This is a genomic window from Pseudomonas alkylphenolica (genome assembly GCF_016009175.1).
GTDB classification, from domain to species: Bacteria; Pseudomonadota; Gammaproteobacteria; order Pseudomonadales; family Pseudomonadaceae; genus Aquipseudomonas; species Aquipseudomonas alkylphenolica_B.
Genome location: NZ_JADUCM010000008.1, coordinates 51,971 through 67,355 on the forward strand (window position 1 = coordinate 51,971; position 15,385 = coordinate 67,355).

Annotated in this window: 11 protein-coding genes; 9 read left to right on the plus strand and 2 right to left on the minus strand. The window is 64.9% G+C overall.

Features of this window, described 5'->3' with window-relative positions; genetic code table 11:
* The first annotated feature begins 2 nt into the window (after positions 1-2).
* From bcsR to I5S59_RS10040, 7 genes are all read left to right on the plus strand, one after another.
* A complete protein-coding gene (gene bcsR / locus I5S59_RS10010) occupies positions 3-230 on the plus strand; it encodes a cellulose biosynthesis protein BcsR (protein ID WP_232239680.1) in 228 nt (75 codons plus the stop codon).
* Entirely contained in the window at positions 227-961 is a 735-nt protein-coding gene (bcsQ, locus tag I5S59_RS10015; protein ID WP_197876448.1) for a cellulose biosynthesis protein BcsQ, read from the plus strand. Before bcsR ends, bcsQ begins: the two co-directional genes overlap by 4 nt.
* Complete coding sequence (gene bcsA / locus I5S59_RS10020) at positions 958-3,555, plus strand: UDP-forming cellulose synthase catalytic subunit (protein WP_197876449.1); 2,598 nt, start codon at positions 958-960, stop codon at positions 3,553-3,555. Before bcsQ ends, bcsA begins: the two co-directional genes overlap by 4 nt.
* Positions 3,552-5,858 (plus strand): cellulose biosynthesis cyclic di-GMP-binding regulatory protein BcsB, encoded by a 2,307-nt coding sequence (gene bcsB, locus I5S59_RS10025; protein WP_197876450.1) that lies wholly within the window; start codon positions 3,552-3,554, stop codon positions 5,856-5,858. The genes bcsA and bcsB overlap by 4 nt, the downstream gene beginning before the upstream one ends.
* Positions 5,855-6,955, plus strand: coding sequence for a cellulose synthase complex periplasmic endoglucanase BcsZ (gene bcsZ, locus I5S59_RS10030; protein WP_197876451.1), 1,101 nt, complete (start codon positions 5,855-5,857; stop codon positions 6,953-6,955). Before bcsB ends, bcsZ begins: the two co-directional genes overlap by 4 nt.
* Positions 6,943-10,506, plus strand: coding sequence for a cellulose synthase complex outer membrane protein BcsC (gene bcsC, locus I5S59_RS10035; protein ID WP_197876452.1), 3,564 nt, complete (start codon positions 6,943-6,945; stop codon positions 10,504-10,506). The genes bcsZ and bcsC overlap by 13 nt, the downstream gene beginning before the upstream one ends.
* Positions 10,507-10,582: 76 nt before the next feature.
* On the plus strand, positions 10,583-11,086 hold the full coding sequence (locus I5S59_RS10040; RefSeq protein ID WP_197876453.1) for a GNAT family N-acetyltransferase: 504 nt from the start codon (positions 10,583-10,585) through the stop codon (positions 11,084-11,086).
* 20 nt (positions 11,087-11,106) lie between these two features.
* Here I5S59_RS10040 and I5S59_RS10045 read toward each other — a convergent pair whose 3' ends face one another.
* Positions 11,107-12,723, minus strand: coding sequence for an inorganic phosphate transporter (locus tag I5S59_RS10045; RefSeq protein WP_197876454.1), 1,617 nt, complete (start codon positions 12,721-12,723; stop codon positions 11,107-11,109).
* A gap of 112 nt (positions 12,724-12,835) precedes the next feature.
* Between I5S59_RS10045 and I5S59_RS10050 the strand changes: the two genes are divergently transcribed.
* Positions 12,836-13,234, plus strand: a complete 399-nt coding sequence (locus I5S59_RS10050; protein ID WP_197876455.1) for a DUF488 domain-containing protein — start codon at positions 12,836-12,838, stop codon at positions 13,232-13,234.
* Positions 13,235-13,464: 230 nt separating this feature from the next.
* Positions 13,465-13,947, plus strand: a complete 483-nt coding sequence (locus tag I5S59_RS10055; RefSeq protein WP_197876456.1) for a GNAT family N-acetyltransferase — start codon at positions 13,465-13,467, stop codon at positions 13,945-13,947.
* On the opposite strand, the gene I5S59_RS10060 is transcribed toward I5S59_RS10055, so the two are convergent.
* Complete coding sequence (locus I5S59_RS10060) at positions 13,886-15,385, minus strand: right-handed parallel beta-helix repeat-containing protein (protein ID WP_232239681.1); 1,500 nt, start codon at positions 15,383-15,385, stop codon at positions 13,886-13,888. The two genes, I5S59_RS10055 and I5S59_RS10060, sit on opposite strands and share 62 nt — an antisense overlap.

The window sequence follows — 15,385 nt, forward strand, 5'->3', positions numbered from 1 at the left end:
GCATGACGAGGAACGAAATGACTCAGGACGACTGGAAACAGCGTAACGATGACATCGCCCGGCTCAAGCAGCGTCTGGGTGATGAAGACATGGCCTATCAGGACATCAGCCGCGAGTCCGAGCTGTTGGCGGCGTGCCGCCGCTGGCCGTTGCTGGCCGAAAGCGAAGGCTGGTCGCTGCAGGGCGATGCGCTGAAAACGCAGGCCGACGACAAGGCGCAGCCCGTATGACAGTGGTGGCGTTGAGCGGTATTCGCGGCGGTACAGGTACCACGTCCGTGGTGGCCGCACTGGGTTTTGCGTTGCACACACTGGGGCAACGGGTGCTGATGGTGGACCTCAATCCACGCAATCTGCTGCGCCTGCATTTCAACCTGGCGCTGGAGTCGGCCGATGGCTGGGCCGCTGCCGGGCAGGAAGACGAGGCGCGCTGGAGTGAGGCCCTGATGCAAGTGCTTGAAGGGCTGCACCTGCTGCCCCACGGCACCCTGGCGGCGAACGCGCTGGCCGGGCTGGAGCTGCATCAACGCGCGCATCCCGATCTCTGGGTGCAACGCCTGCAGACCTTGCAGGCACACTTCGACTGGATCCTGCTGGACTTGCCCGCCACGTTGGCGGACCGGCAACCCGGCGTGCCGGCGTTGCCGGACACGGTGATGCGCCTGCGCGTGCTGGAAGCGGACGCTGCCTGTCATGCCCTGTTGAGCACCGAAGGGGCAGGGGACGACCACCTGCTGGTCAACCGTTTCGACCCGATCAGCCAGCTGCAGCGCGACTTGCTGTTGCTCTGGGGCGAGCGCCATGCCCGGCTGATTCCGCAGGTCATCCACCGTGACGAAGCGATGGCGGGCGCGCTGGCGTGGAAAAGCCCGGTGGGCTATTACGCCCCGGACGCCCTGGCTACCCGCGATGCGCGCAGCCTGGCGACCTGGCTGCTGGCTGAAGGGGGGCATCAGGCATGAACCGCTATCGGCGCTACCGTCAGCGCGGTGCCCTGCCTTTTACCGCTGCCGTGCTCAGTGTCGGCACGGCCCTGGCCTGGCTGTTGTTGCGCCTGGATTCGCCCCAGTGGCAACGCTTGCTGGGCAACTGGCGGCAGTATTACCCGCAGCTGGCGTACAAGCGCCCGACCCTCGGCGACCCGCTGCGCGGCCTGGTACAAACGGTCTGGCTGCTGTTGATTCGCCCGGCACGCCCGGCCCGTGGCGCCGACCTGTCGCGTGGGCGGGGTGTGCGCTGGCTGCGCCGTCTCGGCAGCGGCTCGCTGGCGATGGTCCAACGCGTACGCCAGCCGCTGGTGCAACTGATGCGCCGCTTGCCGCGGCTGATTGGTGGCAGCGACGCGCTGGCGCAGACCCAGCGGCGCATCAAGGCCAGCGGCACTACCGGTGAGCGGGTGTTCTACTGGGTGTTGGCGATCGTCGGCATGTTCATCGCCTTGCTGTGCGTCACCTCGCCGTTCAACCTGTACGCCCAGTTGATCTTTGTGCTGACCCTGGGCGGCATGGCGATGTTGATGCGCTACATGCCGGGGCGCTTTCCGACGCTGATGATGATCATCCTGTCGATCACTATATCCTGCCGTTACCTGTGGTGGCGCTACACCTCGACCCTGCACTGGGCCAATGACCTCGACCTGATCCTGGGCATGATCCTGTTGCTGGCCGAGACCTATTCGTGGCTGGTGCTGATCCTTAGCTTCGTGCAAAGCGTCTGGCCGTTGCGCCGGCCAGTGAAGGCACTGCCGGAGGACCGGCGCCTGTGGCCAACGGTCGACCTGGTCATCCCGACCTACAACGAAGACCTGTCGGTGGTGCGCACCACGGTCATGGCGGCGCTGGGGCTGGACTGGCCGCGCGACAAGCTGACGGTGTACATCCTCGATGACGGCGCGCGCGAATCATTCCGTGCATTTGCCAAGGAAGTGGGTGTCGGCTACATCGACCGCCACGACAACCGCGGCGCCAAGGCGGGTAACCTCAACCACGCACTGCAGCGTCTGACCGGCGACCTGGTGGCGGTGTTCGACTGCGACCACATTCCGGTGCGGGCGTTTTTGCAACTGACCGTCGGCTGGTTCCTGCAAGACCCGAAAATGGCCTTGGTGCAGACCCCTCACCACTTTTTCTCTGCCGACCCCTTCGAGCACAACCTCGGCTCGTTCCGGCGCAAACCCAACGAAGGCGAATTGTTCTACGGCCTGATCCAGGACGGCAACGACCTGTGGAACGCCACGTTCTTCTGCGGCTCGTGCGCCGTGTTGCGCCGCTCGGCGCTGGACGACATCGGCGGCTTTGCCACCCAGACCGTCACTGAAGATGCGCACACCGCCTTGCGCCTGCACCGTGCTGGCTGGAACTCGGCGTACATGCGTATTCCGCTGGCAGCGGGCCTGGCCACCGACAGCCTGGCGGCGCATGTGCGCCAGCGCATTCGCTGGGCGCGCGGCATGGTGCAGATCTTCCGCTTGGACAACCCGCTGCTGGGCAAGGGCCTGAGCCTGTTTCAGCGCCTGTGCTACGCCAACGCCATGCTGCACTTTCTGTCCGGCTTGCCGCGGCTGATCTTCCTCACCGCGCCCCTGGCCTTCCTGCTGCTGCATGCGTACGTGATCTATGCGCCAGCCGTGTTGCTGCTGCTTTATGTGCTGCCGCACATGGTCCACGCCAGCCTGGTCAACTCCCGCGTCCAGGGGCCATACCGGCAGACCTTCTGGGGCGAAGTCTACGAGTCGGTGCTGGCCTGGTACATCATGCGTCCGACCCTGGTGGCGCTGTTCTCGCCCAAGCGCGGCGCGTTCGATGTGACCGTCAAAGGCGGCATGAACCAGAACGACCGGCTCGACTGGCAGATTGCCCGGCCGTACCTGGTGCTGGCGGCGCTGAACATGGTCGGGTTGATGTTTGCCGTGTGGCGCTTCTCCTACGGACCGAGCAACGAGTACGGCACCGTGGTCGTCAGCTCGCTCTGGGTCATCTACAACCTGTTGCTGATCGGCGCGGCATTGGCGGTAGCCGCCGAGGTTCGCCAGGTGCGCAAGTTCCAGCGGGTGCCGGTGAAGCTGCCGGCGGCCCTGCGCCTGCCCGACGGCCACCTGTATCCCGGCTGGCTGTATGACTACTCCGACGGTGGCGCCGGTATCGAACTGGAGACCGAACGCGACCTGGCTCCGGACACCGAAGTGATGTTGCTGCTTGAGCGCGCCGGGCGCGAGTTCGTCTTCCCCGGCCGGGTCATGCGCACGGTCGAGCGCCAGGTGGGCATCAGCCTTGCCGGCCTGACCCTGCAGCAGCGCATCGATTACGTGCAGTGCACCTTTGCCCGCGCCGACAACTGGCTCGGCTGGAGCGACAGTCACGTGCCGGATCGCCCGCTGCGCAGCTTTTTCGACGTACTGGCGCTCGGCGCCATGGGCTACTACCGGGTGATCGAATACGCCCCGGCCTGGGTACGTTGGCCGATACAGCCGATCATCAGCGCCTCGCGCTGGTTGCTGAGCTACTTTCCGCGGATGCCGCGGCCCCTTTCCTCAGACTCAATGAAGAGCACGACATGAAGCGTTCATTCCTGTCTTCCTGGACCCTGGCCGTCTTGATGACGACCCTGGGAATTCCCTTTGCAGTAACGGCCGATGAGCAGGCAGAGCCGACGGCCGTCGCGCCCCAGGTGCCGCACTGGTTGCGTGCGCAAACCTTCGAAAGCCTCGGACGGGGCAGTGACAGCCTGCTGATGGGCGTGCGCAACAGCGACCAGATCGAATTCGGCCTGCGCCGCGATCGTCTGGCCAGCAGCGTCGAGCTGGAGCTGAACTTCACCCCGTCGCCGGCGCTGGTGCCGCGCCTGTCGCACCTGCGGGTGTACCTCAACGACGCGTTGATGGGCGTGGTGCCGATCACCTCCGACGACATCGGCCAGCAGCGCCAGCAACGCATGGCCCTTGATCCGAAGCTGGTGCAGGACTTCAACCGGGTGCGCGTTGAGTTCGTCGGCCACTACACCGACATCTGCGAAGACCCGGCGCACAGTTCGCTGTGGTTGAACCTCAGCCGCAAGAGCGTGATTCGCGTTGACGAGCAGGCGCTGGTCACCGACAACGACCTGGCGTACTTCCCGCTGCCGTATTTCGATGCGCGCGATACCGACCAGTTGAGCATCCCCATGGTCTTTGCCGGCAGCCCGAGCCTGGGCGAGCAGAAGGCCGCGGCGATCATTGCCTCGTACTTTGGCAGCAAGGCCAAATGGCGCCTGGCGACATTCCCGGTGCTGTACAACCAGCTGCCGGTGCAAACCGAACAGCAACCGGTGCCGAGCATCGTCTTTGCCACCAATGACCGGCGCCCGGCGTTCCTGGCTGACCTTGAGCGCTTCCCGGCTGTCGACGGCCCGGTGATTCAGCAAATCACCCACCCCGATAACCGTTACAGCAAAGTGCTGCTGGTGCTCGGTCGCAACGACGAAGACCTGGTCAAGGCCGCGTCGGCCCTGGCGGTCGGCACCGACCTGTTCCGCGGGGATCGGGTCGCGGTGCAAGGGGTTCAGGAGCTCAAGCCGCGCGAACCGTACGATGCGCCAAACTGGGTGCGTACCGATCGCCCGGTGCGCTTCGCCGAACTGCAGGACTACCCGGGCCAGTTGCAGGTCAGCGGCCTGCGGCCACAGCCGATCGAACTGTCGCTCAACGTACCGCCTGACCTGTTCGTGTGGCGCAACCAGGGCGTCGCCGTGCAGACCCTGTACCGCTACACGCCACCGGTGGTCACCGATGAGTCGCGCCTGACCATTCGCCTCAACGATCACTTTGTCGGCAGCATTCCGCTGCCGGGTTCCGATGGCATGGGCGCGGCCTTGCAGGAGCTGCGCGCCAAGGTGTTCTCCGCCGACACCACGACACTCTCCGACAAGACCCTGGTACCCGCACTCAAGGTGCTCGACCGCAACAAGCTGCGCTATGACTTCAGCTTCGCCAGCAAAGTCGGCAATGCCCAGAACGGGCAATGCCAGACCTACCTGCCGGCTGACGTGCAGGCGGCCATCGACGAGAACTCGACCATCGACCTGTCGGGTTACTACCACTACATCGCCATGCCTGATCTCAGCGCGTTTGGCCGCAGTGCGTTCCCGTTCAGCCGCATGGCCGACCTGTCGCAAACCCTGCTGCTGGTGCCGGGCAAACCCAATGAGCTGCAAGTCGGCACGATGCTCGACCTGGTCGCCGGCATGGCCTCGCGCATCGGTTACCCGGCCCTCGGGCTGCAGCTGTCGGACGACTGGACCACTGCCGCCAAGGCGGATGCCGATCTGCTGGTGCTGGGGCCGCTGCCGGACGACCTGCGTGGCGGCAGCGGGCGTGAACTGAACCTGCTGCTGGACCGTTCGCGCGACTGGCTGCGTCAGGCCCGATCGCCGTGGTCGCTGGATGCCAGCAGCGCCCAGCGCCTGCGCAGCGATGGCCGCAACGCGCCGGCAAGCCAGGTGGATGTGGTGGCGCGTGCGCCGATCGCAGCCATCACCGGCATGCAGTCGCCGTTCCATAACCAGCGCAGCATCGTGGCCTTGCTGGCCAGCGATGACGGCGACTACAAACTGTTGCGCCAGACCCTGACCGACCCCAGCAAGCTCAACGACTACGTGCGCGGTTCTGTCAGCCTGATCCGCAGCAGCGGTGTCAGCAGCCATTACGTTGGCGATACCTACTTCGTCGGCCGCCTGCCGTGGTGGATGCTGCTGTGGGTACAGCTTTCCTACCACCCGGTGCTGTTGGCCCTGGGCGCGGTGTTGAGCATTGTCCTGCTGGGTGTGGTGGCCTGGCGCCTGCTGGCCTGGGTGGCACGCCGCCGTTTGGCCGAGGGCAAACAATGATCGGCTCCAGGTGGCTGTTGGGCGGCGCGCTGTGGTTGTGCGCGTCGTTCGCAACAGCCGGATGCTGGCCGGCCTGGGAGCAGTTCAAGGCCGACCTGGTGACTGACGACGGGCGGGTCATCGACCCGTCACAGGGGCGCCTGAGCACCTCGGAAGGGCAGGCCTACGGGATGTTTTTCGCCCTCGTGGCCAATGACCGCGAACGTTTCCAGCAACTGTTGAGCTGGACTGAGAACAACCTGGCCGGCGGTAACATCGCCAAACGCCTGCCCGCCTGGAAGTGGGGTCAGGACAAGGATGGCGCCTGGCGCGTGCTCGACAGCAACAACGCCAGCGATGCCGACCTGTGGATGGCCTACAGCTTGCTGGAAGCCGGGCGTTTGTGGGCCATCGCCGAATACCGTGAACTGGCGATTGAAATCCTCTGGCGCGTGGCCGCACAAACCCTGCGCCCGCTGCCGGGGCTGGGGGTAATGCTGCTGCCCGGTGACCAGGGCTTTGTCAGCGCCCAGGGCACGCGGTTGAACACCAGCTATTTGCCGCTGCAGGTGCTCGACCGTTTCACTGAACTGGCACCGCTGTGGCAGGAACTGGCCGACAACAGCCGGAAACTGCTGCTGCAGAGCGCACCCAAGGGCCTGGCACCCGACTGGCTGGCCTGGCGTGACAACGGCAAGCCAGCCACCGACCCGGTACAAGGCGCCAAAGGCAGCTACGACGCCATTCGTGTCTACCTGTGGCTGGGCATGCTTGACCCGGCGGCCAGTGGGCGCAAGGCATTGCTGGAGCACTATCGGCCCATGATTGACCTGACCCTTGAACGGGGCGTGCCGCCCGAGCGTGTCGATGTCGACAGTGCCAAGGCCGACGGCAAAGGACCGGTGGGTTTTTCCGCGGCGTTGCTGCCGTTGTTGGCCGCGCTGAACGAAAAGGACGGCCTGCAACAGCAGCGCCAACGCCTGATCGAGTCGCCGGCCAGCGGTTACTACAACCGGGTGCTGAGCCTGTATGGCCAGGGATGGGATGAGCGTCGTTATCGCTTCGACGCCAAAGGATGGCTGATACCGGGCTGGGAAAATGTGCAATGCGTAAACTGACAACCTTGCTGTGCCTGGGCGTGATGCCCTTGACGCTGATGGCTCAGCCCGCTGACCGCAACGAGCAGCGTGAGTGGCTGATGCAACAGATTCGCCTCGGGGAGGCGACCCACCGCGAGAACCTGGTGGAAGACTCGCTGGCGCGCCTGCGCCTGCTTGAACCGGACAACCTCGATGCGCTCAGCGCCTCGATCCGCCAGGCCGTGCGCACCCGCGAACTCGACCGCGCCCGGCAGCTGTACAGCGACCTGCATCGCCTGGCGCCGAACAGCCGGCAAGACCGGCAGATGGCGCAACTGCTGGAAATGAGCGAAGGCGAGGGTGCGCAAACCCTGCAGCAGATTCGCCTGTTGGCCACCGCCGGGCGCTTTGAAGAAGCGCTGACGCGCTATGAAGCAGCCTTTGGCAAAGGCGAGCCGCCGAGCCTGGAACTGGCGATGGAGTACTGGCGAATTCGCAGTCGCCTGCCTGACCAGCTGCCGACCACCATCGACCACCTCTACGCCCTGGACAAAACCTACCCGGGCAGCCCGGAGCTGCAGCAGTTCCTCGCCGAGCAGCTGTTCCGCGCCAAGCGCAACGACGAAGCGCTGGCGGTGGTCAAGCGCATGGCCGGGCAAGCCCAGTCGCGCAACCTTGCGGCGGGCCTGGAATACGCTTACCTCGCCAAACAACCGATCAGCGATGCCAGCGTGCGCAACTGGCAGGCCTTTCTTGAACGCTACCCGGGCGACTCGCACGAAGCGCAAGTGCAGGAGCTGCTCGCCGGGCAACTCAAACTCACCGGTGACCCGGCCTGGCGCGCCGGTCAGCTGGGCATTCGCATGCTGGTCGAGCGCCGCTCGGCGTCGGTGGCCGAGGCCAACCTGCGCAAAGCGCTGAAGGCCTATCCCAAGGACGCCACCCTCAAGGGCTACCTGGGATTGGCGCTGGCCCGCCAGGGACGTCGCCAGGAGGCTGTCGACTGGCTCAAGCAGGCGGTGGCCGAAGAGCAGGACACCTACATCCTCAGCAAATGGCACGAGCTGCTGGCCTCCACAGAGTACTGGCTGGTGATGCAGCGTGGCCGCCAGGCGCTGGCCGCGGGCAACTACAACGCAGTCCAGCAAGCCTATGAGGAGGCGAACAAGCGCGACCCCAAAGAACCCCTGGCGTTGCTCGGCCTCGGTAACGTGGCCTTGGCGCGCAAGCAGCTACCGCAGGCTGAACAGTACTTTTTGCAGGCGCAACAATTGCAACCGGGCAACGAAAACACCGTGCGCGCCTTGTCGCGTCTGTACCAGGCGCAATCGCCGGCGCGCTATTCGCGCTACGTCGCCAGCCTGCCGGCCAAGCAACGCCAGTGGGCAGCGCAACCCCGCAGCGGCGGCGGCCAACCAGGCGTAGGCGCTCAGGTGGAGCAACTGCGCAGCCAGGCCCGGCAGTCGCTGGAGCGCGAAGACTGGGTAGCGGCCGAGCGGCAATTGAGCCAGGCCCGGCAACTGGCCCCCAACGACCCGTGGCTGGCCGCGGACCTTGCCCGTGCCTTGCGCATGCAGGGCAAGGGCGCCCAGGCCGATGGCGTGTTTGCCGACCTGCTGTCGCGCCAGGGTAAAGAGCCGACAGCGCGCTTCGCCCATGGCTTGTACCTGGAGGCCGATGGCCGCAGCCAGGCCGGGTTGACGTCCCTCGAGCAGGTACCGGCCAGCCAGTGGAACAGTGGCATGCAGGACTTGCACAAGCGCTTGCAACGCCAGGTCGTTGTCGACCGCGCCCGTGCCCTGAGCGACAGCGGCGACACCGCCGGCGCCATGGCCTTGCTGGAAGGTCAGCTGGGCGGCGATCAACCGGTTGCCCAGCAAGTCGGCGACCTGCAGCAACTGGCCGGCTGGGCCCGGCAGTCGTCCAACCTGAGCGCTGCCGATGGTTACTACACGCGCATCCTCGCCTTGCAACCGGACAACGCCGAGGCGCGCCTGGGGCACATCGAAGTGTTGATCGAGCGGGGTGACACCACATTGGCGCACCAGTTGCTGGAGCAGCAGGAACCGCAGATACCGGCCGAGCGCGTCGACGCCCGCCGGCGCCTGGGCAACGCCTGGGCGGCGGTGGGTGAGCGCGACAAGGCGCGGGTGCTGCTGACCGAAGTGGCACAGCGCAAGACCACCCCGGATGCCTTGCTCTACCGCGACCTGGCGCGCATGGTGCCGCGTGAACAGGCCGACCAGGCGCTGGACTACTACGCCCTGGCCATGCGCGATGCCGAGTTGCTCACGGCCGAGCAGGCCAGCCCGCGCGACGACATCGCCCTGACCCGCGCCAGCCGCGCCAAGGATGAAGACGACTGGCTGCGCCAAAGCCTGCGCCGTGACGTTGACCAGCTGTATCAGCAGCAGAGTCCGACCGTCACCGTCCAGCAGGATTACGGCTGGCGCGACAACGACGGGGCCGAAGGCATTTCCGACCTCACCACCTCGACCACCATGGTCCATGCGCAGATGCCGGTGGGCGAAGGCGTGGGCTTTGCCCGGGTCGAGCAGGTGGCGCTGCGTGCTGCCAGCTTCGACACCGACGACGACGGCCTGCACCGCGAAGCGTTCGGCAGTTGCTCGTTCCGTGGCCGCAATGCTGCCGGTGCGATTCCTGCCGGTTGCCCCGGCGACCGGGAAACCGCCGATGGCCTGACCCTGGCAGCCGGTTGGCAAGGCGAAGGCATCAGCGCCGATATCGGCACCTCGCCCATGGGCTTTGAAGTGCAGAACCTTTTGGGTGGCGTCACGGTTGACGGCAAGTCCCACGGCATCGGCTGGAACCTCACCGCGTCGCGGCGGCCCATGAACAACTCGTTGCTGTCTTACGCGGGGGCCAAGGATCCACGTACCGGCATCAGCTGGGGCGGGGTGACGGCAACCGGCCTGACCCTGGGCCTGAGCCGCGATCGCGGGCTGGACGATGGTGTCTGGGCCAGCCTGGGTTACCACTGGCTGCAGGGCAAGAACGTCGAGGACAACACGCGCTGGCGTGCCATGGGCGGCTATTACTACCGGCTGATCAACCGTGTCGATGAAGAGCTGCGCATCGGTGCCAGTGCGATGGCCTGGCACTACGACAAGAATCTGGGTGGCTACACGTTGGGGCAGGGCGGCTATTACAGCCCGCAGCGTTACCTGTCGTTCGGTGTGCCGGTCAACTACGCCTGGCGCAACGCCAGCTGGTCGGTCTACCTGGAGGGGTCGTTGAGTTATTCCTGGGCGCGCAGTGATGATGAGCGGGCGTTCCCGGTGTCGTCGGTCAACGACGATATCCTCGATCAGTACGGGCCGCTGCAAAGCAGCAACATTGATGAGTTGCGCACCGGCGACAATAACAACGGCGTGGGCTATCTGGCGCAGGCGCTGGTTGAGCGGCGGCTGGATGATCACTGGGTGTTGGGCGGCGGGTTTACCCTGCAGCGCAGTGAGGACTATTCGCCGAACCGGGCGTTGTTGTACCTGCGGTATAGCTTTGATCCGTGGCAGGGTAATTTGCCGTTGCCGGTCAATCCGCTCAAGCCTTATGCGGAGTATCGCTGAGTTTTGGGTTGGGCTGTCAGTGAACGGAACCCCCGGGCTACCATGCAACCTCGCCAGGCCGACAGGAACTTGCTCCATGCCCTTCAGTACCCGTATCGCCCAGCTTTCCGATGCCGATGCACTGAGCGCCGTCGCCGAGCAGACCTTTGCCCTGGCCAGCCCACCCGACGCCTCAGTGCTGGCGCTGAATGCCTACATCGAAACGCAACTGCAGCCGGTGCATTTTCGTCAGCACCTGAATTGCCCGAGCAAGCGCCTGCGGGTGCTGCAATGCGAGGGGCAGATTGTTGGCTATAGCTTGCTCGACAATGCACCGGACCCGCTGGATATTGCCCAGGCCGAAGATCTGCCGGAGCTCAGCCGCTGCTATGTTTTGCCCGCGCAACATGGTGCAGGCGCCGCGCAACGCCTGCTTGAAGACACCCTGGCACAGGTGCGTGGCGCCGTACGGCTGACCGTCAATGAGCAGAATGCCCGGGCCATCCGGTTTTACCAGCGCAATGGTTTTTGCAAGGTGGGGGAGGCGTTGTTCGTCTGCGGCCCGGAACTGCACCGCGACTGGGTGATGGTCAGGGGATGAGGCATTAGCCCCAACCCCGGTCAGAACACGTGGCGCAACAGCCAGTACAAGCTGCCGGACATCAGAATCGCTGCAGGCAGCGTCAACACCCAGGCCATGGCCAGGTTGGCAATGGTGCGCATCTGCAGGCCTGAGCCATTGGCAACCATGGTCCCGGCCACCCCGGAAGACAGCACATGGGTAGTTGAAACCGGCAGGCCGTACATGTCCGCCACACCGATGGTGCACATTGCCACCACCTCAGCCGAGGCGCCCTGAGCGTAGGTCAGGTGGGTTTTGCCGATTTTCTCACCGACCGTGACCACGATGCGCCGCCAGCCGACCATGGTCCCCAGCCCCAGGGCGATGGCCACGGAGATCTTGACCCACAGCGGAATGTAGCGCGTGGCGTCGTCAAGCTGATGCTTGAACAACTGCACCTTGGCCTGGGTGTCGGTATCGAACACCACCAGGTGGTGCTTGTCGATCAGGCGAATGGTCTCGCTGGTCAGGTACATGTCGTTGCGCACGTTGGCCATGGCTTCGGCAGGGACTTTGTTCAGCGAGCCGTAGCCTTTGACTTCGCTGCCGATGGCGCCGGTCAGGGCGGCCAGGGCCGGTACCAGTTGCGGGCTGGCGGCCGGTTGCCGGATGAATTCGGTCAGGGTCTGCCTGGGGTCGGCGCTGACCAGTTCCGGGGCGCCGCGTTGCAGGGCCTGCTGGGTGACTTCGGCCACGGCGGCAAATTGCAGCGACTGTTCAGCCGGCATGGTGCGGTTCAGGGCATAGGCCATGGGCAGGGTGCCGACCAGGATCAGCATGATCAGGCCCATGCCTTTTTGACCGTCGTTGGAGCCGTGGGCAAACGACACCCCGGTGCAGGTCAGGATCAGCACACCACGAATCCACCAGGGCGGCGGGGTGTTGCCGACCGGGGCCTGGTACAGGTCACGACGTTTGACCAAATGGCGCAAGGCCAACAGCAGCAGGGCTGCACAGGCAAACCCGACCAGCGGCGACAGCAGCAACGAATAGCCGACTTTGCTGGCCTGGGTCCAGTCCACCCCGCTGGTGCCATCGCGGCCATGCATCAACGCATTGGCGACGCCGACGCCGATGATCGAGCCAATCAGGGTGTGGGAAGAAGAAGCGGGCAAGCCCAGCCACCAGGTGCCGAGGTTCCAGATGATCGCCGACAGCAGCAGGGCGAAGACCATGGCAAAGCCTGCCGAGGACCCGACTTTGAGCATCAGCTCTACCGGCAGCAGGGCAATGATGCCGAAGGCGACAGCGCCGCTGGACAGCAGCACACCGAGGAAGTTGAAAAAGCCGGACCAGACCACTGCCACCGAGGCGGGCAGGGAGTGGGTATAGATCACCGTTGCCACGGCGTTGGCCGTGTCGTGAAAACCATTGACGAACTCGAACCCGAGGGCGATCACCAACGCCACACCCAATAACAGGAACGGCGTCCAGGTGGTGACCACAGTGCCACTGGCATCGATGTCGTGGGCAAGGCTCCATGCCGTGAAAAGCAGACCGGCCAGCAACAGGCCAAAGAACAGGATCAAGGTGGTGCGGCTGGGCTTGTGGTTCAAGCGCGGCCTTGCATCGGGTGTGGCCAGCGGGGTACCGCTGGCCAACGGCTGGGTAGTCATGATGACTCCGGGTTGCGTTACCTCAGGCGCTCAGGATAGAAAAATCGAGTGGCACGATCGTGACCTCGATCAATGAAAGATCTAGTCTAGGAGACAAGCTGACGAGGTGCCGATGATTTATTGCAAACGCGTCTACGATCCTTTTGCAGCTGCAGATGGCCAGCGTGTGCTGGTTGATCGGCTGTGGCCGCGTAACGTGCGCAAGGAACAATTGCAGGCACTTTGGCTGCCTGAAGTCGCGCCTTCGACGCTGTTGCGCCGTGCTTTTCATGCGGGTGACGTGGACTTTGAAGGCTTTGCCGATCGGTACCGCCAGGAGCTTGCGGCGCAGCCTGCGCATTGGTGGGGGCTGTTGGGCATGGCCGGGCAGGGTGACCTGACGTTGTTGTATGCCGGCAAGGACACCACCCACAACAATGCCCGGGTGTTGGCCCAGTGGCTGGAAGATGAACTGGACAAGCAGGGGCCGGTGAGTTCGCCAGTGTGTTATGCCGGAGAAGTCAAAACCTGAGTGGGAGACCTGCGGGAGCTGGTGGAGTACCTGTGGGAGCTGGCGTTAGCCGGCGATGGGCTGCACCGCAGCCCCACGGTCAGATCTGACAACTCAGCACTGCGGCCGCTGCGCGCCCGATCGCAGGCTACGCCAGCTCCCACATTGATCTGTGGAGACCTGTCAGATCTGGCTGAGCCCATCGCCGGCAAGCCCGGCTCCTACATGCCTACCCTACAGAATGTGAATCCATGGCCGTGCAACTGACCCCCGCGACTGACCAGCACTGCACCTTCGCCCGCGACCTGACCCGCCGCGCCATGCTGCGCTATTACCATGAATTCGATCTGCTCTGGATCGAAGAAGCCTTCGACCAGGCCTGGAGCTGGCGCGAACAGTGGTTGATTGTCGAGGATGACCAACTGCTCGGTTTCTGCAGCCTGAGCCAGGACCGTCTGGCCCTGTATATCCGCGAGCTGCACCTGATCGAGAGCGCCCGCGGCCAGGGCATCGGCACCCAGGTGCTGGAACTGTTGGCCCGCTGGGCGGCCGAGCGGCGCCTGCCGCTGATGCGCCTGACGGTGTTCAAGAGTAACCCGGCGCAGGTCCTTTACCGGCGCCAGGGGTTCGATGCCGTGGGTGAGGATGAGTGCTTCATGCGGATGCAGCGCGTTATTGACTGGCGCGCTGCAGGCACAGCAGCGGCGCCGGCGCCGCCCGGGTCGCCTGGTTGACCCGAACCACACAGCCTTGGCGCTGGGTCGCATCGAGCAGTGGCCCCTGCAGGGCCAGCCAGTCGCCGATCAACAGGTTCTGCAACAACGCCTTGCCTTCGAACTGATTCGGGCCGATGACCGCCTGTTGCATCCCTTCGACCCGCACCACGGCCTTGCCGGCTTTCCCCAGGGTATTGCCGCTGAGCGTTAGCGGCCCGGCCAGCGGCGTCGCATTGCGCAAGCTGACGGCGTATTCCGGTGTGTTGCCGATGCGGTTGTTGATCAGTGTGGCGCTGCTGACTTCGCTGGCATCCACGGCGCTGCCCTGACTGTTGCCGATCAGGTTGTCTTCGATCAGCAGCGGTGCTTGCGCAGTGGCCGCCAGGTTGCGCAGCTGCAGGCCGTTGCCACGGCTGTCGCCGATCAGGTTGCCCTTGAGCAGCAGGGCGCCACGCTGGTCGCTGATTTCAATCGCTGCCTTGTTGGCCCCGAGGATCAGGTTGCGCTCGACCCGCGCCACGGTCTGCCCGCGCAGGCGAATACCGCTGTTGTTGTCGATGCCGCGCAGCTGGTTGTTCACCAGGTTGACCTGGCTGTCGCGCACATCGATGGCGTATTGCTGGGACTGCTCGAAGCGGCTGTCTTTGATTTGCGCCTGGCTGTGTTGCAGCTCTACCGCGCTGGACAGGTCGGTGAACCGGCTGTCGCGCACAATCAGCGTGGCTTTGGGGGGGGCGGGTGCCTGCTGGCTGCTAAGGGCGGTACTCAGGCCACGGGACAGGTTGGCGTTGTAGCCGAGACGTTCCAGGGTCGAGCCAACAATCTGGGTGTGGCTACCCGCCCAGGCCACCACGAAGGGGCGCCAGGCACGGTCGGTACTGCCGGGCTTGTCACCGGCCACACTCTCCAGGCGCGACTGGTTCAGGCCCAGCCAGCCCTGATTGATCAGTGCGGTACCCGAGTAGCTGTACAGGTAGAGGCTGGTGCCTTCGAGCACCAGCCCGGCGTCATTGCCGATCACCAGCGGGTAGCTGAGCAGGTAGCCATCCTTATAAGGCTTGAGGATCCGTGGGTTGCCAAGGGCATCGTGCAACTGTGCCAAGGTAATGCTGCCGCCACGAATCAGTACCGCCTGCGGGTGGTGCGCCTGGTAGCCGGCAATGGCGCGGAACAGCCCGTTGTTGACGAACGGTTCGAACGGCCAGCTGCCGGCTTGCGATGAAAACATCGGTTGCAGGGCGACGCTGGCACGGCCTGCCGGGCGTGGGCGTTCCGGGAGTTGCAGCTGCACGGCCCGGTCGACCTGGTGCTGCAGCTGTTGCAGTTGCAGCTGATGCTCGCTGTAGCTGATTGCCGTCATCGACGGCTGCAGCGGCAGGCCCGGGCTGGCAGCGTGGGCCGCGCCAGCGATGAACAGGGCTGCGAGGCCACAAAGGGAAAAGGGGCGCATGGCCAT

Bases quoted from the DNA above. Each gene is read 5' to 3' on its own strand.
- bcsR (WP_232239680.1), top strand. From the start codon at position 3: ATGACGAGGAACGAAATGACTCAGGACGACTGGAAACAGCGTAACGAT.
- bcsQ (WP_197876448.1), top strand. From the start codon at position 227: ATGACAGTGGTGGCGTTGAGCGGTATTCGCGGCGGTACAGGTACCACG.
- bcsA (WP_197876449.1), top strand. From the start codon at position 958: ATGAACCGCTATCGGCGCTACCGTCAGCGCGGTGCCCTGCCTTTTACC.
- bcsB (WP_197876450.1), top strand. From the start codon at position 3,552: ATGAAGCGTTCATTCCTGTCTTCCTGGACCCTGGCCGTCTTGATGACG.
- bcsZ (WP_197876451.1), top strand. From the start codon at position 5,855: ATGATCGGCTCCAGGTGGCTGTTGGGCGGCGCGCTGTGGTTGTGCGCG.
- bcsC (WP_197876452.1), top strand. From the start codon at position 6,943: ATGCGTAAACTGACAACCTTGCTGTGCCTGGGCGTGATGCCCTTGACG.
- I5S59_RS10040 (WP_197876453.1), top strand. From the start codon at position 10,583: ATGCCCTTCAGTACCCGTATCGCCCAGCTTTCCGATGCCGATGCACTG.
- I5S59_RS10045 (WP_197876454.1), bottom strand. From the start codon at position 12,723: ATGACTACCCAGCCGTTGGCCAGCGGTACCCCGCTGGCCACACCCGAT.
- I5S59_RS10050 (WP_197876455.1), top strand. From the start codon at position 12,836: ATGATTTATTGCAAACGCGTCTACGATCCTTTTGCAGCTGCAGATGGC.
- I5S59_RS10055 (WP_197876456.1), top strand. From the start codon at position 13,465: ATGGCCGTGCAACTGACCCCCGCGACTGACCAGCACTGCACCTTCGCC.
- I5S59_RS10060 (WP_232239681.1), bottom strand. From the start codon at position 15,385: ATGGCCATGCGCCCCTTTTCCCTTTGTGGCCTCGCAGCCCTGTTCATC.